This is a genomic window from Ruegeria sp. G5, from assembly GCF_056533365.1.
In genome coordinates this window covers 1-24,279 of sequence record NZ_JBQFOK010000003.1, presented here as the reverse complement: position 1 = coordinate 24,279, position 24,279 = coordinate 1, and the positions used below count along the sequence as shown (strand labels likewise).

Annotated in this window: 22 protein-coding genes and 1 tRNA gene; 11 read left to right on the top strand and 12 right to left on the bottom strand. The window is 55.3% G+C overall.

Annotated elements, in window-relative coordinates; all coding sequences use genetic code 11:
- Position 1 precedes the first annotated feature (1 nt).
- Positions 2-1,345 (bottom strand): Na(+)-translocating NADH-quinone reductase subunit A, encoded by a 1,344-nt coding sequence (locus tag ACR0BD_RS06150; RefSeq protein WP_480829445.1) that lies wholly within the window; start codon positions 1,343-1,345, stop codon positions 2-4.
- 291 nt (positions 1,346-1,636) lie between these two features.
- On the opposite strand from ACR0BD_RS06150, the gene ACR0BD_RS06145 reads away from it, so the two are divergent.
- The 6 genes from ACR0BD_RS06145 (at position 1,637) to ACR0BD_RS06120 (ending at position 9,365) form a co-directional block, all read left to right on the top strand.
- Complete coding sequence (locus ACR0BD_RS06145) at positions 1,637-2,752, top strand: THUMP domain-containing class I SAM-dependent RNA methyltransferase (RefSeq protein ID WP_480829444.1); 1,116 nt, start codon at positions 1,637-1,639, stop codon at positions 2,750-2,752.
- 87 nt (positions 2,753-2,839) lie between these two features.
- A tRNA-Pro gene (locus ACR0BD_RS06140) sits at positions 2,840-2,916 on the top strand.
- Between the two features lie 227 nt (positions 2,917-3,143).
- Positions 3,144-5,036 carry a DEAD/DEAH box helicase gene (locus tag ACR0BD_RS06135; RefSeq protein ID WP_480829443.1) on the top strand — a complete coding sequence of 631 codons (1,893 nt, stop codon included), beginning with the start codon at positions 3,144-3,146 and terminating at the stop codon, positions 5,034-5,036.
- Positions 5,037-5,497: 461 nt separating this feature from the next.
- Complete coding sequence (gene dctP / locus ACR0BD_RS06130) at positions 5,498-6,598, top strand: TRAP transporter substrate-binding protein DctP (protein WP_480699842.1); 1,101 nt, start codon at positions 5,498-5,500, stop codon at positions 6,596-6,598.
- A gap of 76 nt (positions 6,599-6,674) precedes the next feature.
- A complete protein-coding gene (locus ACR0BD_RS06125) occupies positions 6,675-8,006 on the top strand; it encodes a TRAP transporter small permease subunit (RefSeq protein WP_480829441.1) in 1,332 nt (443 codons plus the stop codon).
- A gap of 3 nt (positions 8,007-8,009) precedes the next feature.
- Positions 8,010-9,365 (top strand): TRAP transporter large permease, encoded by a 1,356-nt coding sequence (locus ACR0BD_RS06120; RefSeq protein ID WP_480699844.1) that lies wholly within the window; start codon positions 8,010-8,012, stop codon positions 9,363-9,365.
- Between the two features lie 53 nt (positions 9,366-9,418).
- On the opposite strand, the gene ACR0BD_RS06115 is transcribed toward ACR0BD_RS06120, so the two are convergent.
- From ACR0BD_RS06115 to ACR0BD_RS06100, 4 genes are all read right to left on the bottom strand, one after another.
- Positions 9,419-11,638 (bottom strand): hybrid sensor histidine kinase/response regulator, encoded by a 2,220-nt coding sequence (locus tag ACR0BD_RS06115; RefSeq protein WP_480829438.1) that lies wholly within the window; start codon positions 11,636-11,638, stop codon positions 9,419-9,421.
- Positions 11,631-12,809 (bottom strand): FIST N-terminal domain-containing protein, encoded by a 1,179-nt coding sequence (locus tag ACR0BD_RS06110; RefSeq protein ID WP_480829437.1) that lies wholly within the window; start codon positions 12,807-12,809, stop codon positions 11,631-11,633. Before ACR0BD_RS06110 ends, ACR0BD_RS06115 begins: the two co-directional genes overlap by 8 nt.
- Before the next feature lie 44 nt (positions 12,810-12,853).
- The gene (locus ACR0BD_RS06105; protein WP_480699847.1) at positions 12,854-13,537 is read right to left on the bottom strand and encodes a response regulator; all 684 of its coding nucleotides are present in this window, start codon (positions 13,535-13,537) and stop codon (positions 12,854-12,856) included.
- Positions 13,538-13,675: 138 nt separating this feature from the next.
- Positions 13,676-15,442, bottom strand: a complete 1,767-nt coding sequence (locus ACR0BD_RS06100; RefSeq protein WP_480699848.1) for a PQQ-dependent methanol/ethanol family dehydrogenase — start codon at positions 15,440-15,442, stop codon at positions 13,676-13,678.
- A 171-nt stretch (positions 15,443-15,613) separates the two neighbouring features.
- On the opposite strand from ACR0BD_RS06100, the gene ACR0BD_RS06095 reads away from it, so the two are divergent.
- Entirely contained in the window at positions 15,614-16,162 is a 549-nt protein-coding gene (locus ACR0BD_RS06095) for a hypothetical protein (RefSeq protein ID WP_480829435.1), read from the top strand.
- A gap of 4 nt (positions 16,163-16,166) precedes the next feature.
- On the opposite strand, the gene ACR0BD_RS06090 is transcribed toward ACR0BD_RS06095, so the two are convergent.
- From ACR0BD_RS06090 to ACR0BD_RS06060, 7 genes are all read right to left on the bottom strand, one after another.
- Entirely contained in the window at positions 16,167-16,559 is a 393-nt protein-coding gene (locus ACR0BD_RS06090; RefSeq protein WP_480699850.1) for a c-type cytochrome, read from the bottom strand.
- Between the two features lie 122 nt (positions 16,560-16,681).
- Positions 16,682-17,212 carry an SEL1-like repeat protein gene (locus tag ACR0BD_RS06085; protein ID WP_480829434.1) on the bottom strand — a complete coding sequence of 177 codons (531 nt, stop codon included), beginning with the start codon at positions 17,210-17,212 and terminating at the stop codon, positions 16,682-16,684.
- 84 nt (positions 17,213-17,296) lie between these two features.
- A complete protein-coding gene (locus tag ACR0BD_RS06080) occupies positions 17,297-18,088 on the bottom strand; it encodes an ABC transporter permease (RefSeq protein WP_480829433.1) in 792 nt (263 codons plus the stop codon).
- Positions 18,085-18,804, bottom strand: coding sequence for an ABC transporter ATP-binding protein (locus ACR0BD_RS06075; RefSeq protein WP_480829432.1), 720 nt, complete (start codon positions 18,802-18,804; stop codon positions 18,085-18,087). The genes ACR0BD_RS06080 and ACR0BD_RS06075 overlap by 4 nt, the downstream gene beginning before the upstream one ends.
- The gene (locus ACR0BD_RS06070; protein WP_480829431.1) at positions 18,801-19,247 is read right to left on the bottom strand and encodes a cupredoxin domain-containing protein; all 447 of its coding nucleotides are present in this window, start codon (positions 19,245-19,247) and stop codon (positions 18,801-18,803) included. Before ACR0BD_RS06070 ends, ACR0BD_RS06075 begins: the two co-directional genes overlap by 4 nt.
- 21 nt (positions 19,248-19,268) lie before the next feature.
- Positions 19,269-20,231, bottom strand: coding sequence for a YVTN family beta-propeller repeat protein (locus ACR0BD_RS06065; RefSeq protein ID WP_480699855.1), 963 nt, complete (start codon positions 20,229-20,231; stop codon positions 19,269-19,271).
- 5 nt (positions 20,232-20,236) lie between these two features.
- On the bottom strand, positions 20,237-21,403 hold the full coding sequence (locus tag ACR0BD_RS06060) for an ABC transporter substrate-binding protein (protein WP_480829430.1): 1,167 nt from the start codon (positions 21,401-21,403) through the stop codon (positions 20,237-20,239).
- A gap of 159 nt (positions 21,404-21,562) precedes the next feature.
- Between ACR0BD_RS06060 and pedF the strand changes: the two genes are divergently transcribed.
- From pedF to ACR0BD_RS06040, 4 genes are all read left to right on the top strand, one after another.
- Entirely contained in the window at positions 21,563-22,243 is a 681-nt protein-coding gene (gene pedF, locus ACR0BD_RS06055) for a cytochrome c-550 PedF (protein ID WP_480829428.1), read from the top strand.
- Positions 22,244-22,261: 18 nt separating this feature from the next.
- Positions 22,262-23,158 (top strand): substrate-binding periplasmic protein, encoded by an 897-nt coding sequence (locus ACR0BD_RS06050; protein WP_480699858.1) that lies wholly within the window; start codon positions 22,262-22,264, stop codon positions 23,156-23,158.
- Positions 23,159-23,228: 70 nt separating this feature from the next.
- Positions 23,229-23,795 (top strand): SRPBCC family protein, encoded by a 567-nt coding sequence (locus ACR0BD_RS06045; RefSeq protein ID WP_480829425.1) that lies wholly within the window; start codon positions 23,229-23,231, stop codon positions 23,793-23,795.
- A 24-nt stretch (positions 23,796-23,819) separates the two neighbouring features.
- A partial coding sequence (locus ACR0BD_RS06040) for a (2Fe-2S)-binding protein (RefSeq protein ID WP_480829865.1) occupies positions 23,820-24,279 on the top strand: 460 nt, incomplete at its 3' end.

The window sequence follows — 24,279 nt, the reverse complement described above, 5'->3', positions numbered from 1 at the left end:
ATCAGCCCTCCTTTTCAATCTTTGTCAGGCAGTCGCGCAGCGCCAGCCCGTATTCATATTTTGCAGGGCAGGCAAAACCAACCAGACCCAGATCTTCTTCGTCGAGCTCCAGCGCGCCCAATGCCTGAGCTGTGTCGGTATCCATCACAAGCAAAGCCCGCAGCAATTGCGTCGGCAGATAGTCCTGCGGCATCAGCTCTTCGAATGTGCCGGTCGGCACCATCGCGCGGCGGCCACCGTTCAGATTTGATGTGAATGCATACAGCTTTTTGGCGAACGCCGAACCCAGAACCGGTTGTACAGCAAATTTGGATGGCATTGGCCTGATCCAACCCATCGGAATCTGGTCAGCATCCTCTCGGATAATCGTGACTTGCCGCGCAAATCGGCCCAGATACGCCGTTGGCCCGTCTGCGTGCTTACCAGACAGGATAGAGCCCGAAATGATCCGAGCGGTGCCGTCCACGTTCACCTCATCACGCGTCAGATCATCCGTTGAGGCGCCCATGACGGTGCGGATCAATCGAGGATCGCGCGCGCCGGGACCTGAAAGGGCAATTACAATGTTGGGATCCAGGTGACCTGTCTGCATAAGACGGCCAATCGCAATCACGTCCTGATAACCGATTGTCCAGACCTGCTTATCGCCCGCCAATGGTTCCAGAAAATGGATATGCGTCCCGGCCAGCCCAGCGGGGTGAGGACCCGAAAATCCTGCAGCCTGAACACCCGGCAGGTCAGACCCAGGAATGGTGTCACCCTCCGCTTGGCACAGGTAGGTGTTCCCCTCGGTCAATTTGGATACCGCGGAAAGACCAGCAGCAAAAGCATCCCCGGCATCAGCAATGATGACATCCGCGTCCGCCGACAAAGGTTCACTGTCCATAGCGGTCACAAAAATCGCGCCGGGTGTGCTGCCGGGAACCGGCATCTTGGAATAGGGTCGCGTCCGGAACGAAGTCCAAAGACCCGAAGCACAGAGTTTGGCAGTGACACCTTCTGCCGTGTCCGTATCCCCAACTTCTGAGAAATCAACGCCGGTGTCATTGGCATCGGTCACTTGGATCACGACGCTTTGCAAAACACGCCGTGCGCCCCGATTGATAGCGACAACTTTTCCGGTGACTGGCGCGACCATCATCGCGTCGGGTGCGTCCTTATGACAGAACAAAGGCGTTCCGCGTTGAACGTCATCCCCTTCCTGAACCAGCATTCGAGGTTTCAGACCAAGATAGTCGGATCCCAAAACGCCCACGGTTGAAAACTCAGGGCCCGGTTTGATGTTTTGGTCAGGTGCCCCTTGAACTGGCAGCTCCAACCCTTTTTTCAGTTTGAAAGTTTGCATGTCGCTTCGGTCTTCCAAGCCTCTTTCCTGCACCACATTGCCTTGTGACCTCTGCAGCGGCACAAGGCAGGGCAAAACGTGTGAGCCAAAGAACGAAGAGCAGCGCCTGACGCTTGTTGCCGACCCTTGGCTTTTAATAGATCAGGGACCCTTTACGCGGGGATGGTGCCAAACGCAAACCTGTTACCGCCCAAAGTGGCACTTGAAGGTCACTTTCCTATGATCCGCCCCATAATTACTCAGATAAATTTGCTTGTCGCGCCCAAAGCATGTCCGGTGTAAGCAGCAGGAATGGAACAGACCAACAAATTGGAAATCTTTCTGGTGGCCACGCCCGGTCTAGAAGGCCCATTGCGTGCCGAGGTCATCGAAAACGGGTTCAAGGGCGCAAAGCTTGTGCCGGGCGGCGTGGTCTGTACCGGTCCCTGGTCCGAAGTCTGGCGGGCCAACCTTTGCCTACGCGGTGCCAACAAGGTTCTGGTTCGGATGGGTAGCTTTCCGGCTGCACACCTATCTCAGCTGGACAAGCGCGCTCGTAAATTTCCCTGGTCCGAATTCCTGCGCGCAAACGTGGCGATCAAAATCGAAGCTACCAGCCGTAAGTCTCGAATTTACCACGCTGGCGCCGCGCGTCAGCGGATCGAAAGCGCGATCGCCGATACATTGGGCGCTCCAATCTCTGCTGAGGCGGATGTGCGCGTTTTGCTGCGAATCGAAAAGGACGTCTGCACCTTATCGGTTGATACATCTGGCGAGCCACTACACAAGCGCGGTCACAAACCCGCCGTTGCCAAAGCCCCCATGCGCGAGACGATGGCGGCCATGTTCCTGCGTGAATGCGGTTTCAAAGGGAAAGAACCCTTGCTGGACCCGATGTGCGGATCCGGCACGTTTGTTCTCGAAGCGGCCGAGATTGCGCTTGGGCTAAACCCCGGGCGAAGTCGTCCTTTCACATTCGAACACCTGAAAGGCTTTGACCCAGAAGTGTGGACGAATATGCGGCAAGCCACCAATTCAAAAACGACGGACCTTGTCTTTGAAGGATCAGATCGCAACAGTGGCGCTGTTCAGGCTGCCATAGCAAACGCCGACCACGCGGGCGTATCGGATCACACGCATTTTCAGACCCGCGCCGTCAGCGAAATTGAACCGGCAACCAGCAAGCCCGGTCTGATCATCGTCAACCCACCCTATGGTGCCCGGATCGGTGAAGAAAAAGGGTTACGGTCTCTATATGGCTCACTTGGTACTGTGCTGATGTCAAAATTTACAGGATGGCGTGTTGGAATCGTGACAAGCGCACCTGCTCTGGCACGCGCAACGCGGCTCCCTCTCTTGCCCGACGGGCCGGTTGTTGATCACGGTGGAACCAAAGTGCGTCTCTATCGTACAGACCCATTGCCCTAGGTTAGATCAGCGCGTTTTTACGCGCTGCGCGTGGGCAAAATCCCCCTTGCACATCCAGTATACCCCGTATAGATCACCCGCCACGGTCGGAGTGTAGCTCAGCCTGGTAGAGCACTGCCTTCGGGAGGCAGGGGTCGGAGGTTCGAATCCTCTCACTCCGACCAATAAAAAACAGTCCCCTCGGGTTCTGTTTTTTCCTCTTAAGACTCACCAAACTCCCCAAAGTATGACCCGCGTAGCAGGACGATTTACTACTGATCCGACGTTGTCGCGCGGATATGCACCTTCTGCTCTATACATCCCTTTATTCTCTCGCTATGGACCCAGCTTTGATTATGAAACGTGTGTTGAGCGCTCTGAGGGTGACAGCATCACCCAAGAGAACCGATCCATGAAACAAACACTCGCCGATGCGCTGAAACGCAAAGGATATGTTACTCTAACACCGGTCCAAGAGGCCGTGTCTGCACCAAATCTGGAAGGCCGCGACCTGTTGGTTTCGGCGCAGACCGGATCAGGGAAAACAATCGGATTCGGGCTTGCAATTGCGCCAGTCATATTGGGCGATGCAGAGGCATTTGACCGCAGCGCAGCGCCCCTCGCCTTGGTCATTGCCCCGACAAGAGAGCTCGCCTTGCAGGTAAAACGCGAACTGGGGTGGCTATATGCCGATGCAGGTGCATACATCACCTCTTGTGTGGGTGGGATGGACATGCGTGATGAGCGCCGCGCGCTATCCCGCGGCGCGCATATCGTGGTCGCCACACCTGGACGTCTGCGCGACCATATCATGCGTGGCTCGATCGATTTGACGTCGGTGCGTTCCGTGGTTCTGGATGAGGCCGACGAGATGCTTGATCTTGGGTTCCGCGAGGACCTTGAGTTCATCCTCGACGAGACACCGACGGATCGCCAGACACTGCTTTTTTCGGCCACAGTGCCAAATGCCATTGCGTCCCTCGCCACACGTTACCAGCGTGACGCGGAACGGGTGAGCACTGTCAGTGAGCGTACGCAACACGCCGATATCGAATACAGAGCGTTGAACGTTGCCCCCCGCGACGGAGAAAACGCGATCATCAACGTGTTGCGCTATTATGAGGCGCCGAACGCCATTGTGTTCTGCAACACGCGTGCCATGGTCGCGCGTCTGACCGCCCGGCTGTCGAACCGGGGGTTTTCTGTCGTTGCTTTGTCAGGCGAACTGACCCAGAGCGAACGGTCCAATGCTTTGCAAGCGATGCGAGACGGGCGTGCCCGGGTTTGTGTGGCGACAGATGTGGCCGCACGTGGTATCGACCTACCGAACCTGGATCTGGTGATCCACGCCGAGCTGCCAAACAGCCACGAAACTCTGTTGCACCGGTCTGGTCGAACTGGGCGAGCTGGGCGAAAGGGTGTCAGCGCATTAATAGTCGCACCATCATCGTTCAAAAAGGCGCAACGTTTACTGAAATTCGCCAAATTGACGGCTGATTGGGGCGCAGCGCCTTCCGCCGAAGAAGTGAACGCGCAGGATTTGCAGCGTATGTTCAGCGCCGAAGAGTGGCAAACCGATCCGCTGGAGAGCGAGCGTGCGTCAGTAGACGAACTGGTTGCGAAATACTCGCCAGAACAATTGGCAACGGCCTATGTTCGCCAATACAGACGCTTGCATTCCGCGCCCGAAGAGTTGAGCGACGTCAAATCGTCCACCGCCAAACCGAGCGCACCATTTGGCCCCAGTGTCTGGTTTTCGGTATCTGAAGGTCGCAATCAGAACGCGTCGCCTCGGTATCTGCTACCGATGGTTTGCAAGGCGGGTAACATCACCAAATCCGATATCGGCGCAATCCGTATCGCTGATGATGTGACGTATGTTGAAATTCGCGAAAGTAGCGTGGACGGGTTCCTGGACGCGATCGGACCAGAGATGAAGATCGAAGGTACCAAAGACCTTGTACGCTTGGACACACCACCCGACCTTTCCAAAGTCTTGAAAACCGGCCCGAAGTGGAGCCCAAAACCAAAAGCCGCGCCATCGAAAAACGCTCAGAGACCACCTCGCCAAGTCGAGCCTAGACCCGCAAAGGGCCGACAAAAGAAAGAGGCCCGATCCTCTGAGGGAGCTAAGCCTGAAAGCAAACCCAAGCGAGACAGCAAATCCGCGAGCGCACCCGGTAAGAAGGCGGACCGACGCCCCAAGGGCCCTCCTCCGCCCAAAGGGAAGCCCAGCAGCAAGAAAAACCGCGCGCGCGCAGCGGCAGCAAAAGGCGGCGATGCTATGCCAAAGCGCAAAAGATAAAGCGTTCGCCAGCGGAAGTTCTGAACATCATCCAAGGGCCGTGAATTCACACACTTGCTTAAAAGGCCGCGCTAAAAGTGTCGGCCTAATTAACTATGTGACTTTGACAGAATTAATTCAACCGGTATTGGCCGGGTAGAATCTTTGCGGTGTTGAGCACACCCATTTTTGGCAAAACGCTGGCCGCCATTTCGCGCGATTGTTTTTTCTCGCCGCTTTAAGCGACTCCGCTAAAAAACGTGCTACATTTCAATGGTATCAAGAAAACCAAGCGCGCGAACAGCGCCATCTGGCAATCTGAGCGCGCTTGCGAACCTCCAAAACAGCCGTTTTTCGTCACGCAAAAGTGAGCCCGTTATAAATTGGAAAAATAATATTACCAATTTAAGAAGTTCGGGTTATGCTAAGAGGGCACTGGCATTGCCCTGTATCGGCGTGGCGGTGACTAAAGGGAGGAACAAATGACCAAAAAGCTTATCACGCGCCGCAGCGCGTTTAGAACTATTGCAGGTGCCGGTGCTGCAACTTTGGCCGCGCCTCATATCGCGACGGCTGCAGGTGAAGGGACGACCTGGAAAATTCAAACATCGTGGCCCGGTGGGATCGGTTTGCAGGTCTTCAAAGACTGGTGCGCCACGATTGAGGAAAAGACCGGGGGCGAGCTGGCCTTTCAGGCGTTCGGCGCGAATGACGTCGTAGGTGATTTCCAACTGGCGGATGCTGTGAAAAACGGCGTTCTGGATGCGATCAACCCGTTCACCATCTACTATCAGGGTATCATTCCTGCCGCAGTATTCCTCAGCTCTTATCCGCTGGGTCTGCGTCAGCCGCATGAGTATGACACGTTCTACTACGGTCTTGGCGGTCTGGAAATTGCGCGCGAGCTTTTGGGGGCACAAGGTCTTCACTTTGTCGGACCTGTCCACCACGGCCCGAACATCATCCACTCGAAGGTTCCGATCCGCTCGGTCGATGACTTTGCCGGACGTAAGATGCGTCTGCCCGGTGGTATGGTCGCCGAGGTCTTCTCGGAACTGGGTGCTGAAACAACCGTTCTGCCCGGGTCCGAGATCTTCCCAGCGCTGGAAAAAGGCACCATCGACGTGGCCGACTTTGTGGGACCTGCGGTGAACCATGCTCTGGGCTTTAGCCAGGTGACCGATTACATCGTGATGGGACCTCCGGGCTTCATGTCAGTCTATCAGCCCGTTGACATCATGGACATCACCGTCGGTAAGGCCGCGTGGGACAAGCTGAGCCCACAGATGCAGGAATTCGTGGAAATGGAAACCCACGTCTATTCCGATCTGCACCACGCCGCAATTCAGGCCGCCGACCAAGAAGCATGGAAGAAATTCGAGGCCGAAGGTACTCAGATCACCCGTCTGTCACAGGACGACGTGGAACTGATGACCGAGGTCGCAGTGCCGATCTGGTTCAAGTACGCCAACCGCGACAAAGATGCGGCGCGGGTCTTCAAGATCCAGCTTGATTACATGATGTCCGGTTCTCTGGGTTATGTGACCCCAGAGATGATCGAAGGGCAAACACTGGATCTGTAATCCAAGGAACAACTGACCAACAGTCCGCGCAGGTCTCTGCGCGGACATGACTTTTCTATGGAATTCGGAACGTAACATGCCGAGCGTCGATTTTACGCTGCCACACTGGCTGTACTGGGTCGGGCTGATTGCCTTTCCGGCCCTTGCAATGGTCTTGGCACGCAAAGCCCAACCCGAAAAACGGACATATGGGCTGCCTTTGGGGTACCTTATACTGGTCACAGGCGGAATGCTGGGTCTGCACCGGTTTTACCTGCGCAGCCTGTTGGGATTGGTTTATCTACCAGTCTTCCTGATGATCCTCTACGCCAATGGCGAAGAACGCACCGCACGTAACGAATTTTCCAACGCCGTGAACGTTGTTCGACAAGCCGAACGGACAATCGAGCGAGAAACAGAACGCGTGCAATCGGCCGAAGAAGGCATCGATGAACTGCGCGCCGCTGTTGAGGCCGCTCAGGACGGAACAGCGTTGCAAAAGCGCCGTGCTGAACGGTCGCTAGACCGCGCGGAAAAGGCTATAGCCACCGGGCGCGAACGACTGGTCGAGTCCGAAACAGCGTTGACCGAAGCGCAGCCGCTGGCCGAGGCCGCTGGCGCGAACCGGGAATTCTGGGGTTCCGTTGCACGTTACGCTTTCTTCACAATCCTGGCTTTCATGGCGATTGACGCATTAATGCTGCCGCGCCTCGTCACGAGTGCGCGCGCCAAAGCAGATGCAGAACCGCATGAACCCGAGATGGAGATCGACGAAGAAACCGCCGCCCGCGCTGCTGAGCTGGACCCCGGCGCACGCAAGGCCGACCACGAATATGCCGAGAACTGGATAGACCGCCTGTCACTCTACGCGGGTGAGTTCGTCAGTTACTGGGCGGTAATTGCGGTGTTCGTCTATTACTACGAGGTGATCGTACGGTACGTCTTCAACGCCCCCACTAACTGGGCGCACGAATCCATGTACCTGATGTTCGGCATGCAATACCTGATCGCGGGATCTTATGCGATGCTGACGGAAAGCCATGTCCGCGTCGATATCTTCTACGCTCCATTGACTAAGCCAAAACGGGCTTGGGCAGATCTGTTCACTTCAATCTTCTTCTTTATCTTTGCAGGTACGTTGCTCGTAACATCCTACATCTTTGCGATGGACGCGATCGCGGTGCCCACAGGGAACTCGGTCGTTTCAGATTGGGCACGTGGAGAGTTGAGCTTCTTCCAGATGTTCGGTGCGCTAACCATCGGCGATTGGACCGATCCGAATGTCCGTTGGGGCGAAATCAGCTTTAACGAATGGGAAATCCCGCTTTGGCCAATGAAATGGATGATGGTCGTGGGCGCGGTTCTGTTGATTTTGCAAGGGGTGTCGAAACTGTCCAAAGACATCCGAACGATTGCACGGGGGTACTGACCGATGGGTCTGGATATGTCCATCGAGCTGTTGACGCTCGTAATGTTTGGATCGTTGCTGGTCCTGTTGATGGCAGGCTTGCCGCTTGCCTTTGTCACCGGGGGTCTGGCCTGTGTTTTCCTGTTCATATTGGGTGATGCGCGGGCCCTGAACATCGTTCCAAGCCGCATCTTCCCGCTGATGACGAACTATCAGCTATCGGCAATCCCCCTGTTCATATTTATGGCCGCGATGCTCGAAAGGGCCGGGATCATCAACGACATGTTCGATGTGATCTATAAGGTTCTGGGCGGTCTGAAAGGTGGATTGGCGGCCGCAACCATTCTGGCATCGACCGTTCTGGCGGCCATGGTTGGTGTGATCGGTGCGGCGGTGGTCACCATGGGTATCATCGCACTGCCTGCAATGTTGAAACGCGGCTACGACACCAAGATTGCTATGGGTTCGATCATGGCCGGGGGTACGCTGGGTATTCTGATCCCACCGTCCATTCTAGCCATTATCTACGCCGTGGTCGCCGAACAATCGGTGGGTGAGCTTTTCATCGGCGCGGTTATTCCGGGCCTGATGTTGTCGGGCATGTACATCATCTACGTGGTCGTGCGGTCGTACATAAACCCCGTGCTTGGCCCGCCAATCCCGGTGGATGAGCGTATCTCGAACCGCGAAAAGATGCGTTTGCTGGGCAAGATGTCCGCCCCTATCGCGCTAATCATCATCGTTCTTGGCGTGATCTTTTCGGGTGTTGCTACTCCGGTCGAGGCTGCGGGCATCGGCACCTTTGGGGCCTTCATCGTTGCTGCGATCCACAACAAATTGGATTGGCCCACAGTGCGCGAGGCATGTCTGACAACACTCAAAGCTTCGGCGATGGTGATCTGGATCATGTTTGGTGCGACGATCTTTGTGGGGCTCTACGTTCTGGAAGGCGGCCAGCAATTCGTGCAAGAGACGATGCAGGGCGCGGGTCTGGGCCCATGGGGTATTCTGATCGTAATGCAAATCCTGCTGGTCGTGCTGGGGATGTTCCTTGATTGGGTCGGCATTCTGCTTTTGTGCGTGCCTATCTTTGTCCCGATTATCAAAGCCTTGGGTGCAGCCGCCTTTGGCTTTGACGATCCCAACGATCTGGTGTTGTGGTTCGGTGTGCTCTACCTCGTTAACATGCAGATGAGCTTCCTTTCGCCACCCTTTGGATATGCATTGTTCTACTTGCGCGGTGTCGCTCCGCCGTCAATACCGATGACAGACATCTTCAAAGCCGCTCTGCCATTCCTTTTCCTGCAGATCGTCGGCCTTGTGATTTGTATGCTGTTTCCGTGGGTCGTCACGTGGCTGCCAAATCTGGTGTATGGTTAGATCAAAACGGCGGGTAGAGCATGATTGCTCTGCCCGCCCGAAACCAATTCGGTTTAAGCAGTCGGTTCGTCCGCAAGCGCCGTTTCGAAAACGGCTTTTAGACTTTGCGCATCAATGGGCTTTCGCAACAGCGGAAGCCCCATTTTTTTACATTGCTTCGTCAATTCAGGCGACCGGTTGGCCGAGATAACGCACGCTGGCAAGTTGCCGAATTCCCGCCGCAACGCGCGTATTGCCCCCAACCCTGTCATATCGTGATTAAGCTGATAATCGGCGACTATGATATCGGGTAAGATACCGATTTCACGCAGCAAATTAATCGCCTCGGCTTCGCTTTCACATTCCAAGACCTGTACACCCCAGGCTTCGATAGTCATTGTCAAAGCCGTTCTCAGGTTTTCGTCATTCTCTATCAACAACGCGACCGTGCTGCTAAGCGTCTTGAGCTCTGCCGGCTTGCGCTGCAGCGGTTTGTCTAACCCAGGGCTGATCGCCTCGGCCAATGGGATTTCAACCGAAAAGACCGAGCCCTTTCCGACCTCAGACCGCAAATTTATGGGGTGTTTCAGCAGCCCGCATGCGCGTTCAACGATGGCCAAACCAAGGCCCATGCCCTCGGCAGCGCTGGCGTCGGCGTGTAACCGTTGGAATTCCTGGAATACGATGTCCCGCTGATCCGCAGCAATTCCAATGCCGGTATCCCAAACCTCAACAGCGACCGAAGCCCCGCGCCGACGCACCCCGACAACCACTTTTCCCGTCTCGGTGTAGCGGATCGCGTTCGACAAAAGGTTTTGCAGGATACGTCTCAAATAGCTGGCGTCGCTGGATACTTGCAGACCAGATTGAACAATCCGCAACTCAAGTCCTTTTGCCTGTGCGACAGGGCGAAAAGAATCTTCCAGCTGCGACAGCAAATTACCAATAGGCAGGGTCGAAAGGTGGACCTTGGCGCGTCCTGAATCCAGTTTTGAAATATCCAATAGCGCCTCGAGTATGTGTTCTACACTGCTGAGTGCGCTTTCAGCCTTGGCCGCGACATTGCGGGCGTCAGTTTCATCCAAACCGCTGCCAAGCGTCGCGACGTATAGCTTCGCTGCTGACAAAGGTTGCAGCAGATCATGGCTGGCTGCAGCGACGAAACGGGACTTTGACGCGTTGGCGCGTTCGGCTTCGTTCAGCGCATCTGCAAGCTCTTCCGTTCGGGCAGCCACCCTTTGTTCCAGCAACGCCTTCGCTTCGTACAATGCCTGCGCGGATTGTCTTTCCGCAGTCACATCCGAGAAAGAAATCACGAACCCTCGGTCAGCCATTTCCTGGGCAAAAACAGACAGGATTTTCATGCGCCCACTGTGCATCTGAAACCGCAACGGCGGGCGCTCGGCCGTTCGGTTTACCCATGCAAGCAAGTCGGCATCGTTGACGCCCCCTTCGAACCGAATTGTCGAACTCAGACGGTTGAATAGCGTCTTGAACTGCGCACCCATCTGGAATTGAGCGTTTGGAATGGCCAACAACTCGCTGGCCCTGTTGTTCCAACCAATCAGACGTAACTTGCTGTCAAAAATGCACACACCTTGGTCGATATGTTCAAGTGTGGCACGGATCAGCCGGGCTTGATCGTCCAAGATACGATCCCGCTCCTGACGCTCGACGCGCATGATGTCAGTGACGTCAGTCTGAAGAATGACGGTGCCACCATCCGGGGTGCGATGTTCCGAAACCTGCGTCCAACGATTACCATTCAGCCGTACGTTAAAGACCACGTGATCGTCTGCATGCCGGGCCATACGTCGACGGGCCCAATCCTGCGGAGAGACGGCTTCAGGCAACGAAAGGAACTTGGACTGACTGACCAGTTCCACGTATTGCGTGAATCTTAGCCCCGGTGTCAGACGGCTTTGAATGTCCGGCATGTGCATACCAAATCGGCTGTTGCACAGGACCAGCTCTTCATCGAGATTAAAAAGAGCGAACCCTTCCTGAACCGTCTCAATCGCGTTTGCCAAGTCCGCTCGGGCGGCTTCGGTTTCCTGATTGGCTTGTGCAAGTCTGGCATTGGAATCGTTGAGCAATTCAAGGGCATGTTCCAGTTCAAGTGTTCTGGAGCGAACCTCTTGTTCCAGCACGGCAGCTCTTTGAAATTGGGCATAGGCAGCACCGCTTGCATCGGTGGACTCTTCAACCCTTCGCATCAATGCTTCGGCAATTTTCAGCAGCTTTTCGTTTTGCCGATCCAGAGGATCATTGGGGTTGATCAAGGCTTCAATCATGCGATGCCTCGTCCGGAGGGTAAATGGCCACCCCGGTCAGCGTTTGGTTGACGTGGATCGAGTTGAACTGCTCGCCATAGGTTGAAAACCCGACAACTCTGTTATCCGAAAGGATTTTCGACAACGCGCCGGTCATCTGCTTTTCCTGCGCCTCCAACCGGCGCAAGATACAATCACATCCAAGTATCGCGTCGGGCTGCACTTTCTCTGCCAGAGCACCGACCTCGCGATCCAGATGCGTTACCATATCCAAGGGTTCCGCCAGAGTAAGAACAAGCCCCTCATCTATCGCCGAAAAGAAGACAAGATCACCGTTTCCGTCTACACGTTGAATGGCGCGTACATGGTGCTGGCCACCAATTTGAACAACAACTGGATGGGCTGCGAAGGTGAAGGGCGTCAATTGCTCAGGGTCTTTGCCCAGGATTCTTGCGTATTCGCGCGCGGCAGGTTCAGCGTTTATCTCGTGTACAATTCGTCTGGCGGGATCGGCCTTGGTAACGACCATGCGTTGTACCGTTGGAATAAGGTGGTCGGTCTTGAACACCTTGATCGGACACCGCGTACGAACCTGCGTCAAGATCGCAGCATTTTCCAAGGCCTGCCCATCATGCAAGACATATGTTTGTTCAAAACGGGTCCCGTCCCCGGCCGACCCCCCGAACAGCGGAACTGGCCCCAATCCTACAGCCAGTTCGGAGGTCAGCGCATCTTCTTTCGTCGATAGCCCGTCGATCAGCAAGAAGGTAAACTCATGGTGCCAGTCCGGGGCCGCCAAAGTCATCTCGTTTCGGTTGTGGATCATCTCATGAATGAGGTCCGGCGCCGAGAAATCATTCAGGTCTGGCACGAAAACCGTGCGCGCCAAAAAATGAGATGCAGGCAGACCGATCGCAACGATCTGATCCTCGGTGTAACCCTGACCGGTTAGCTCACCAGCGGTCGTACACCCAACAACAGGCGTTGGTGCAAGCACCGACGTCGCTTGTTCGATGACCTTTGCAGCATCCGCGCAAGCACTGACAAACAGGACGACGAGGGCCAGTGGGTCCTCACCCAATGCGCGTGCAAGTTCCATGACCGCGTCATCCGCGTCATGTCTTACAAAAGCTGTTTTTACAATACCTGGCGCAACGGCACGGGCCGGTGCCCACCCGACAGCTTGGTCCATCGTGCCTCCTCCCTAAAGCGCGACGATTTAGGAGAGTATGCAGCTTAGCCCGAATCTTGCAAGACGCTGGCAAAGGACGCTTTCTTGGCAATCAAAACAGCCTGCGTCCGGCTTTGTACGCCAAGTTTCCGCATGATCGCCGTTACATGAGCCTTGACCGTTGTTTCGGCAATCGTCAAATCATAGGCGATCTGCTTGTTCAGTTTGCCCTCGCAGATCAGTTGCAGAATGCGCGCTTGCTGGTTGGTCAGCGTCGCAAGACGCGCGATTGCGTCTTGCTGTTCATCTTCTTCATCGGATTCGATCAAAACACACCCGTCCGGCAGAAACACATCCCCTGCCTGAACGGTTTCAAACGCTGTCCGGAAAACATCCCGCTGGCTATGCTTCGGAACATAGCCCGAGGCCCCGGCATGGATCACCTGACTGATCATACGATTGTCCGTTATGGATGACACAACGATCACCGGTGCATCCGCAATGGTTTTCAGACGGACCAACCCATCCAGACCATCCACGTCGGGAAGGTTAAGGTCCAGCATGATCGCATCCGGTTTCAAGCCGCCGGAAATACGCTCAAGCGCATCCTCCAGCCTATCCGCCGTATGAATCTCGCCGATATGCGTGACTGACCTCAGCGTCATCGACAACGCGTCGCAGAACAGTGGGTGATCATCGACGATCAACACGTTTTCGAAATCGTTTCGCCCGACGGCATTTGCAAGCATTGGTAATGGCCTTTGCAATTATTCGCCCCAACCTAACGAAGCCTAGCAAGGGAATGGAAGCGCGCCTACTGTCGGAAAGTCGTATACACGAAAACGCGCGCCCAAAAGGACGCGCGTTCAAAGGTTTCCAGTTTCAAATCAGTTGGCCGAGGCCAGCTCTTTCGGCAACCGGAAGGTCCACAAGGTACCACCCTGGTTGAGGTAATTGACCTTCTTGGCCACTTCGCCGCCCCACAGTGGAACAGCACCACCCCAGCCCGAAATCACCGAGACGTACTGTTCGCCGTCCTGTTCCCATGTAACTGGTTGACCGACGATGCCGGACCCAGTCTGGAAAGACCACAGTTTCTCACCGGTTTCGTCATCCAGCGCGATAAACTCACCTTCTGGGGTGCCAAAGAACACCAGACCACCAGCCGTTGTCATAACACCTGACCAAAGCGGCGCGTCGTTCTTGTATTCCCATTTCCATTCGCCCGTATCCGGGTCAATGGCTTTGAGAGAGCCGATATGGTCTTCGTAGTTTGGCTTGATGGTAAAGCCCGCGCCCAGATAAGCGGCACCTTTCTTGTAGGTGATCGGCTCGTTCCAGATATCCATGCCCCACTCGTTCGACGGCACATAGAAATTACCGGTTTTGGGCGAGAACGCCATCGGCATCCAGTTCTTCCCACCCAAGAAGGAAGGCGACGCAAAGATCACTTCACCTTTCTTACCATCGGCTGCCGCAGTTGGGTCACCCGGGCGGTTGTTTTCGACAAAGATCGGGCGACCTGTCTCATCCACGCCTTCGGCCCATGTAATGTCCTTGACGAAAGGGCTGGCTGATACAAAGGCACCATCTTCACGGTTCAGAACATAAAAGAACCCGTTCCGGTCGGCGGTCGCGAACCGTTGATTGCCCTCGCGATCGGTGTAGGCAACCACTTCATTCACACCATCATAGTCCCAACCCTCACGCGGGGTGGTCTGGAAGTGCCATTTGATATCGCCGGTTTTGGGGTCAATCCCGATGCGGCTTGCGGCGTAAAGGTTGTCACCTTTGTTGCCCTCGGTCGGCGTTCCCGCGTTCCGCAGCCAGCTGTTCCAAGGAGCCGGGTTGCCAGCACCAAATACCAACGTGTCGGTGTCTGCGTCGTAAGAACCGCCCAACCATGTCGCGCCGCCGCCGGTTTTCCACATGTCGCCGGGCCATGTCGCGTTCAGCTCGCCTGTCATGGTGCTTTCTTCGCCGTTCAGCGTGCCCATGTGGCCTTCGATGACCGGACGGGTCCAGACGATGTCGCCTGTATCTGCGTTCCGCGCCTGTACTTCACCGACAATCCCGAATTCACCGCCCGAGTTGCCTGTGACGACAAGTCCGTCCACGATCAGCGGAGCCGCGGTATATGAATAGCCAGCCTTATAATCGGCGATTTTGTCCCGCCAGACCACGTCACCGGTTTTCAGATCCAGCGCCACGATGCGCGCGTCCAGCGTTCCGAAAAAGATCTTGTCGCCATAGATCGCGGCGCCTCGGTTGACCACGTCACAGCACGGCAGAATGCCTTCGGGCAAACGTGCGTCGTATTGCCAGACCTCTTTGCCAGTCTTCAGGTCAATCGCGTAAAGGCGCGAATAAGACCCGGTAATGTACATCATTCCGTCGTAGATCAGCGGCTGGGTTTCCTGACCGCGCTGCTTTTCACCGCCAAGGCTGAACGCCCATGCCGGCAGCAAGTTATCCACGTTTTCCTTGTTGAGCATGTCCAGCGGGCTATAGCGCTGCAAATGCCGACCCATGCCGTTTGTCACGACCTGCGTGGTGATCGTTTGGTCATTGGCCAGATCGTCTTCGGTAACTTCTGCGTATGCTGCTCCCGTCGCCAAAACGCTTGCAACCGCCGCGATAATAAACCGGCTCATCGGTGTCCTCCCTAGACTTGTGTCTCTCCTCAACGCCGAATCCCCGACACGTCGGGAGTGTTGGCACGTGTATTATTCGCAGGCAGGAAGATCGGTGAAATTGCACAATGGTCGTAGGGTGCCAAAATTGAATTTCAACTAGGTTGGCCCAAGTTTTTTTCGGAGTTTGCCATGAAACAGTTTGCGGCAACCATGATCCTGATCGCCTCTGGCCTTTGCGCATATGCGGACCCTTTGCTTGGGCCGAAACAGATTTTTCTACAGGACGGGTCGGGCGATAAAACGTTGATTGGTAATGTGAATTTCAGTCCAAAAAATGAAGGGGTGGCTTACGAAATCGATCTAAGCGGCGACGCCTTCACAGAACACTTTCTGTCAATGCGCCCTTTTCGTTGTCTTGAAAGTTCCGAAAAGCATTGGTGCCATGTCCCCTACCCCTACGAGTTAAGACGCGAGGTTTCCCCTGACGACCTGACCGATTTGGAATATGATCTTCTGTTCATTCACAAGGGCGCTACCGAATATGGCATCGATATGTGGAACGGTATTTATTACCGCCTTCAGGTTGAAGAAGATCGTCTGGTCGGGGCGCTTCATGAAATGGATATGGGCTTATTGTCTGCCCCGCCCGAAGCGGGTGATCTCAGACCCGTTTCTGCCGCTGATATCCACGAATCCGACCCGGAAAGCCATTGGCTTCCGCGGGTCGTAATCGAATAGCAGCTTACTCGGTAATACTGTTCAGGTAAGCCAGAATAAAGTCTTGCACAGTGCGATCTTCGATCCCCACATGTCGCATTTTGGTTCCCGGCATGAACCCATCGTTGTCTTCCATCCAGGCGCGCAACGCGGCTGGTGTCCAAACAATGCCCGACCCGGCCAACGCCTCGGAATAGGTGTACCCATCTACTGTTCCGGCACGACGTCCCACAACACCATCCAAGGGCGGACCATAACTGGGATCAGTTGCGTCCTGAGCATGACACCGTCGGCATTCGGATAAAAACAGCGTCTCTCCCGCTTCTACCTTGACCCGATCGAATGTGGATTGGGCCAAAACAGGCGAGGCATAACTGGCAAGGGTTGCAAGGCCAAGGGTTAGGATGACGTGTTTCATTAGATCCTCCGAACGTTTGTCGAAGTATACTTTCTGCGGCGTGAGCACCGGCTTGACGCACATCAAGTAATCAGATGCCGGACCTCATCCTTTGGTCGTAGAAAATCGGGATTAAGCTTAGGTCAGAACAAAGGCGCGTATTTCCATTCGTCTGCATCCGGCGTCACTTCGTTCGGATCATAGCCCGATTCCTGCAACCGTTTGGCAACCTTCAACCCCTCGCGCGCAGCCTCGTCCACATAAGCGCGGCCAAGCTGTTCGTCCTTGGGAACACCGTGGCCCCGCAATAGGTTCAGACCGTAGTTGAACTTCCCGACAGGATCGCCCAGATCCGCTGCGCGCTTATCCCAGGCAGCCGCGGCATCCGGGTCATAGGGACCGCCCAAACCGTTGTTATCCAGTTGACCCATCCAGGTCATCGCACCGGTATATCCCGCCTCGGCGCAGGTATTGAACAAAGTGCGCGCCAAATCATGACGACCCGATTTCGTCATGTAATACCCCGACGCACAGGTCGTCATGTCGGTAATACCGTTTTCGATATTGCTCAGGACTTTGCCCCATCCCGTATCCTGTGGGTTTAGCGTGCCGAATTCATCCTCGACCGTTTGAGCCAAGGAAGCGGACGCTATGAACAGAAAAAATGACGCCATGCGGAACATGTCAGAACCCTCCGATAGATTACAGCATAGCGCATCACTGACTGTTTTTCACGTCTGCCATGGTCGTAGACGCAATCATCCCCTGGGTCTTTTCATACCGCGCGCAGGATTGTAGCCCCAAACAGCAAGGGCGAGAAACACCGCACCAGCAAGAATGGTCCAACCCAACGCAGACGCGTTGAACTGCCCGTAAAGTGCAAACCGGATCAATTCGACCGCGTGCGTAAATGGGTTGGCCGCACAAATGTCGCGCAAAATGGCTGAGCTTTCGGCCATTTTCCACAACGGGTAGAGCGCCGACGAAAGAAAGAACATTGGAAAGATGACAAAGTTCATCACACCGGCAAAGTTCTCTAGTTGCTTGATGGCCGATGACAGCGCCAACCCCAACGCACCCAGCATCAGGCCGCTGACAATCAGCGCAGGTAAAACAAACAGATAGCCGTACCACGGCATATCAATCCCATAGACAGCGGCCACGGCAAGAAAGCTATACACTTGCAGGACAGAGATCGCGGTACTGGCCAATAGGCGACAAAACAACAACCACCAACGCGGCAAGGGGCTGGTCAAAAGCAAACGCATCGACCCCATTTCGCGGTCATACACAAGCCCAAGCGAGCTTTGCATCCCATTGAACAGCATGATCATCCCGCACAGGCCGGGCACAATGTAGATCTCGTAAGTGATGTAGGTCTGATAAGGCGGCGTGATCGACAGCCCCAGCGCGGCGCGAAACCCTGCCGCGAACACAATCAACCAAACCAGAGGGCGCACTAAAGCCGCGATAAACCTGCTGCGTTGACGGACAAACCTCAACGCCTCTCGGATCAGAATGGCGCGCAAGGCGATCAGAGCGGCCCTCATGCTGCGGCTCCTGTGAGCGTCAGAAACACCTGCTGTAGCGGTGCGCCCTGCGTGATCTCATTGCATGTGCCGCGTTTGAGCATCCGTCCTTTGTGCAGAATGGCGACGTCGTCGTCAGGCTCTATCTCATCGGTCAAATGGGTGGCCCATAGGACCGTGAGTCCGTCTTGCGAGGACAGATCATGCACATGTTTCGTTATCGAGTTTCTGGCCGCAGCGTCCAAACCAACAGTGGGTTCGTCCAGCAAAAGAACCGAAGGCGAATGAATCAGACATCGCGCGATTTCCAATCGCCGCCGATGTCCGCCATTCAAATCGCGCGTCCGTTCACGCGCGCGCTCAGCCATGTCCAATCGCTCTAACGCGGCGGCTATCCGGGTATCTGCCTGTTTGCCGGACAACCCGTGCAAGGCCGCAAAATAAGTTAGATTACGGTGTACAGTCAGATCCAAGTCCAAAGTTGGTTGCTGAAACACCACCCCGATCTGAGCCAGCGCACGGCGCGGATTTTTCGAAATATCGAAACCCGCGATCTCGATCGTACCCTCGGCGGTCGTGAACAGGCGCGTCAGTAAAGAAAAAAGAGTGGATTTTCCTGCCCCGTTCGGCCCCAACAACGCGCAAAACGCGCCGTTCGGGACATGAAAGCTCACGTCATCAAGGGCGCGTTTTTCACCATAGGTGTAGCTGACATTGCGGACAGAAAGCCCGGTCACTTAATGGTAATCTCCAGTCGCTGTGTCTCGCCGGTACTTCCCGGTACTTTCAGATAGTAACTGCCCGGCTTGATCGCGACAAAGCCTATTTCCATTTCCCCCGCTTCGTCGAATTCGATGGAATCGACCCCAAGTGGGCGGATTTCCAACCCTTCAACGACGATCTCGTCCACCCAGATAGCGCGGAAAAACTCGGGCCCGACAATGGCCAGTTCCTGACTGCCGTCGCCCTGAATTTCGAATTCGTAATAGGTGCCAGATTTCAATTCCCAGGGGGCTTCGGCCAGAGGCACGCCGGCGGATAAGGTAATTGGCGGTAAATCCTCTTTATTCTTGGCGGACAGAATTCCTGCCAATCCAAAACCATTGTCATCATCATCTGCCAGCGCTGCTGTCGGCAGCGTCAGTGCCAACACAGCAGCAAAACGGATCAACCGGTTCATCTAAAATCTCCTTATTTTGTTCTAGTTTGTCGGACGGAAGGCTGCACCCCAAGGGAACCGTCCGACCTTGATTGTTTTGATGGGCTCACGTTTGGCCACGTCAATAACGGTCACATCACCAGACACGCCATTCGTGGTGAACAACAACGATTTGTCCGCATTGAAATCCATATGCCAGACGCGCCGACCGACTAGGATGTAGTCCTCAACCTCGTACGTCTCGGCGTTGACTGCCGCGATATGGTTCGACGGCCCAAGTGCTACAAAAGCGGTTTCATCCCCGTTGGACAGTTCAAACCCGACAGGTTGAACCCGATCTGGGTGGACACCTTCCACTTCGAATTCGATCTTGGCTTTTTCGGTCTGAGTTTCGACGTCGAATACCGTGATCGTGCCGCCAATCTCAGAGCTGACCCAAAGCTCGGTTCCGTCTTTGACGAACTCAGCATGACGCGGGCGAGAGTCGACAAGGGTATTCGCAAAAAGCTCGCGCGTCTCGGTGTCGATCCAATGGGCCATATTGGTCGTTTCCGAGGTCGTGATTGCGATCTTCCCGTCAGGAGAAACCGCCATGCCCTCGGGCTCGATCCCAACATCAATTTGCGCGATAACCTGACGGGTTTCCGTATCCACAACCGTGGTGATGGCGTCATCTTCGTTGGCTATATAAAGATGACGGTTGTTTGGGTGCAGAACAAACTGTTCGGGGTCCTCTCCCGATGGCAAATCGTGCAAAATCTCTCCGGTCTCGGGGTCCATGACTTGGACCGCGTCGCTGTCAGAAGCACAGATATAAAGCACCGAATAGTCTTTTGAGAATGTGATCCCGCGAGGGCGTTCACCTGTATCTATGGTACGGATGACCTCAAGCGTTTCGATGTCGATCACACTTAGCGTGTCGTCCTTTTCATTGCTAATCCAAATCTCATCTGCATAGGCCGGAGCGCAGAGCGCTATCGTTCCCAAGAGGGCGGTTAATCTCATTCCAATTACTCCCTGAAAGCGCCACACTGGCTTTCCGCCTGATCAATGCCAAGCGTGTCCAGTTCAGAGCGTTGATGCAAGAAACCCTCCAGCGGTGCCATCGCGACAACTGCGCGATCTGTGACCAATGGGATCGGTTGCCTCAATTGACCATTCCATGGCCGGAAATTCATCGCACGACCCTTAAAGCCGGCCAGTTCGAATTGATCAGACAGTATATAGTCGCGCAAAACCTCCGGATTATCCGACTGCGTGCGCGTTACTGCTTCACCCAGAGTTCTGTAGGCAGCCCAGGCTGCATAGTCTCTGGGGCGCATCGCCCTGCCTGCCATTTCCTGAAAACGGTTTTGCATCTGAACAGCGCCCCATTGCTCAACAACGCGCGACCACGTAACCGGCTGCAGACCTTCGGATCCAGCAACAGGACGCGCTTCCCACGTATTGAATTCGATGTACCGACCGAAGTCATCCAATTCATCGGCGACCAGCAGAACATCGTAATCGCCGAACTCCTGCGTGAAGAGAGGAACTTCTTGCGCAGCGTTCCGCCGAAGGTCCGCGTCAAACGTCCATGTCTTTTCGGCCTGTAGTTCCAGTCGGAATTTCGCAAGCGATCGTTTCATGGCCGAAGCGAAAGCCTGATCACCGGGGTGTTCCCCCGAAATCATGACCACATCATCCCAGCGACGTTTAACCAGAAACTGAACCAACGCGTCAGAACGCATCACGTGCGACGGTAAAGTATGCAGCAGGTTCGCTCGACATTCTTGATCACGCAGGTCCAAGTCCGGGGCAGACACATTGAATAAGACAGCGTTTGCGGCCTCAGGCAGGTCCGCCACTTGCAGCTGCGCAGATGCTGGCGCATCCAGAATCACATATGGGCTATCTGACAAAGCTTGTCGTGCCGCGGCGAGCCAATCACCGTCTTGCGGCACCGACGTCACAGTAAGTTCATAGTCATGGCCCAGGAATTTTGCCGTCGTCAGGTTATCGGCAAGGGCGAGGTCAGCCCCGGCATATCCTAGGTCATCAGGCACAGGATCGAGGTTTGATAAAACCGGCGGACGGTCGACCTGCTGCTGCAGGTAAGTAACTGAAATACCGATATCAGCCCAAGCCAATCCCGGCATCAGAAGCAGAGCCGCGACCGCGCGCGAAATTATCTTCATAGTTGTGCCTCCTCCCAGGCAGAAACAGTAAAACCGCCCCAGTGCGCGACAAGCCATTCGACCTTAGTCGCAGGCCCTGCGACGTCTGCAACCAAGGTCGAATTTCGAACCGATTCTGTCTGCGTTATCACCGGGAAAAGCATCGTATAGGAGGAGAAGATGCGTCTAGGTTTTTATGGTGCAGTCTTAGGCACCATCACCGCCGCAGGTATGGCGCTGGCCCATGGCGATGTCGCCCCACAGCCGGTGAACACGGATGCTCTACCCGATGTAGGGGACGAGTGGTTGATCGAAAATCCCTATCGCGACCAGGGTGAAGAAGTATGGCAAGCCGCGATCGAAATCGGAGATTCGGGGTACAACCAGAACTGCGCACGCTGCCACGGGTTGGGAGTGGTGTCGGGTGGGTTGGCCCCCGATCTGCGATACCTCGAGGCCGAAGAATACGGCGATGAATGGTACGTTGAACGGTTCCGCGAAGGGTACACGCAGAACGGTATCACCAAGATGCCCGCATTTGGTGAACTGCTTGGACAAAAAGCAGCTTGGGCCATCCGCACCTATATTGAGACCCGGCCTGACGATGGGGCACTCGACGACCATTCAGATCGCCTTAAGGAAATTCGCGATCTGCTGGCTGCAATGGCCGAAGGCGGTGACGGGGATGCTAACGCGTTGCAGTCCGAGCTAACGCAAATCGCCGAAACCATCGAGACCGGCTCCGGGGCGCCGGTTGCCGACAGTGTCGCGTTGCGCGCCGCAGTGTTGATCTCAGGCGATGAACCAAATTTCGCTGAAGCCGCCGAACAACTAACGATCGGATTGTCTGCTGCGCAATAGCGCGGCAGACTGGGGCACATGATCAGACACCTTTTCGTTTTCTCCCTGTTGGCCGCCACCCTTTCAACCGGAATGGCACTGGCCCGGTGTGAAGATCATGTGCCCCAACCCAAGCCACAAAACACCAGCCGGGACATCGTTGGGGCAGACCTCGATACGATCATCGAACGCGGCTATATAGAATTCGCGGCTTACGAAGACTTTGCGCCTTGGTCTTTTGAGCGGGACGGCGAAATTCAAGGTGTCGACATCGAGATCGGAAAACTGATCGCCGCAGATCTTGGCGTAGACGCGCGTTTCAATCTTGTCGCAGCAGGCGAAGACCTGGAAGCCGATCTTCGCAACTGGATATGGAAAGGTCCGTTGATCAACGGGCGCGTGGCGAATGTGATGCTGCATGTACCATACGACAGCGAATTTGCATGCCGCGTGGAACAAGTCGTCTTCACCGGGCAGTACCATGACGAAGAAATAGCGATCGCCTTTCGCCTTGACGAATACCCCGAGGACCCCCCTATTCCCGCATATTTCAGGTTCGATACGGTCGCGGTTGAAAACGACTCGATCGCTGATTTTTACCTGTCTGCTTTTCCGGGGGGTCAGCTTGCCCAGAACATGCGCCGTTTCCCCACCGCTGAGGAAGCCATGCAAGCGTTAGCGGCCGGAGAAACGAAAGCCGCAATGGGCGCGCGCGCGCAACTAGAAGCCGGACTAACATCGGAATTGGGGATTCATACACCACCGCTACCCGGTTTCGCAGTAAGCACTTGGACCAGCGGCGTCGCCGTTCACTTCGCCTATCGCGGTCTAAGCTATGCTGTGGACGACGCTATTTACGCGGCCTTGCAAGATGGCAGAATCGCCGAGATTTTCGCCGACCATGGCCTGACCCATTCGCCACCGAAACTGCGCTGACTACACCCAAGGTCTTATAGGCAGCGCGCATAACACCGCTTAGCTTAACAAAAATACTGGAGGGAGTGACATGGAGCTACATGACAGCCGCGTCATCGCCGCTTCGCGCGCCAAAGTTTGGGACGCGTTGCTATCTGCTGATGTTCTGAAAGACTGTGTGCCGGGATGCAAAGAGATGTCCGGAACAGCAGAGGAAGGGTTCGACGCCACCGTTGTTCAAAAAGTAGGCCCCGTGAAGGCCACGTTCAAAGGCGCAGTAACGCTGTCGGACATGGTGTCTCAGGAAAGCGTCAAACTGTCTGGCGAGGGCAAAGGCGGCGCCGCGGGATTTGCCAAAGGCGCTGCAGATGTCACGCTATCGGATGTGCCGGAAGGGACGTTGCTGACGTACAACGTTGATGCCCGTGTCGGAGGAAAGCTGGCACAACTTGGCGGTCGGGTAATCGACGGCGTCGCGAAAAAGATGGCCGATCAATTCTTTGAAAACTTCCAAAGTGCCGTCGAAGAGGAACAGCAGCCTGCAGAGACCGCTGCAACACCTGAACCTGCAGCACCGGCCAAGGAACCCGAGCCCGCTCAGAAAGCAGAGGCACCGGAAGAGAAAAAAGGATGGTTCAAGCGCCTTTTTGGCGGTTGATCCGAGAATGCTAGGGAGGAAAATCTGATGAAGATTTCGATGACTGTGAACGGCGTAGCTGTGAGCGGTGAAGTTGAGGGTCGGACGTTATTGTCTGGATTTTTGCGTGATCATTTGAGTTTGACAGGGACGCATGTTGGGTGTGACACGGCGCAGTGTGGTGCGTGTGTTGTGCATGTGAATGGCGAGGCTGTGAAGTCGTGCAACATGTTGGCGCTTGAGGCGGATGGTGCGGATGTTGGAACGATTGAGGGTCAGGCGAATGCGGATGGGTCTCTGAACGTGATCCAGCAGGCGTTTCAGGATCATCACGGACTTCAGTGCGGGTTCTGCACGCCGGGCATGGTGATGAGTGCGGCGGCGCTGTTGAAAGAGAACCCGCGCCCGACGGAGGGAGAGATCCGGCATTATCTGGAAGGCAACCTGTGCCGGTGCACGGGCTATCATAACATCGTCAAGGCGATCATGGCCGCATCGGGTCAGG